1 protein-coding gene is annotated in these 312 nt (G+C 41.0%); it reads right to left on the reverse strand.

Annotated features, from left to right (window positions below):
- Positions 1 to 53 precede the first annotated feature (53 nt).
- Positions 54 to 312 (reverse strand): aldehyde dehydrogenase family protein (locus ACHABW_RS26045; RefSeq protein WP_435759953.1); only part of this gene is annotated, 259 nt, incomplete at its 5' end.

Consider the following 312-nt stretch of genomic DNA (forward strand, 5'->3'; position numbering starts at 1 on the left):
GCTGTTTTAAACATTCGATCATCCATCGTCTATCACCTTTCCTTCTTAATATTTTATAGTGCGTGGTTCACAATAACGAGCTTTAACTCGGTCATTTCCTTCACTGCGTATTTGATTCCTTCCCGTCCTGTTCCGCTTTCTTTCACTCCGCCATAAGGCATGTTGTCAACACGGAAAGATGGGATATCATTAATAATTACGCCACCAACTTCTAACGCCTCTGAAGCATTCATCGCTTTACGAATATCATTTGTATAAATCCCCGCTTGCAGGCCAAACCTTGAATTATTCACTTCTCTTATCGCTTCACCT

Source organism: Salipaludibacillus sp. CF4.18 (assembly GCF_051262595.1).
Taxonomy (GTDB): domain Bacteria; phylum Bacillota; class Bacilli; order Bacillales; family Salisediminibacteriaceae; genus Salipaludibacillus; species Salipaludibacillus neizhouensis.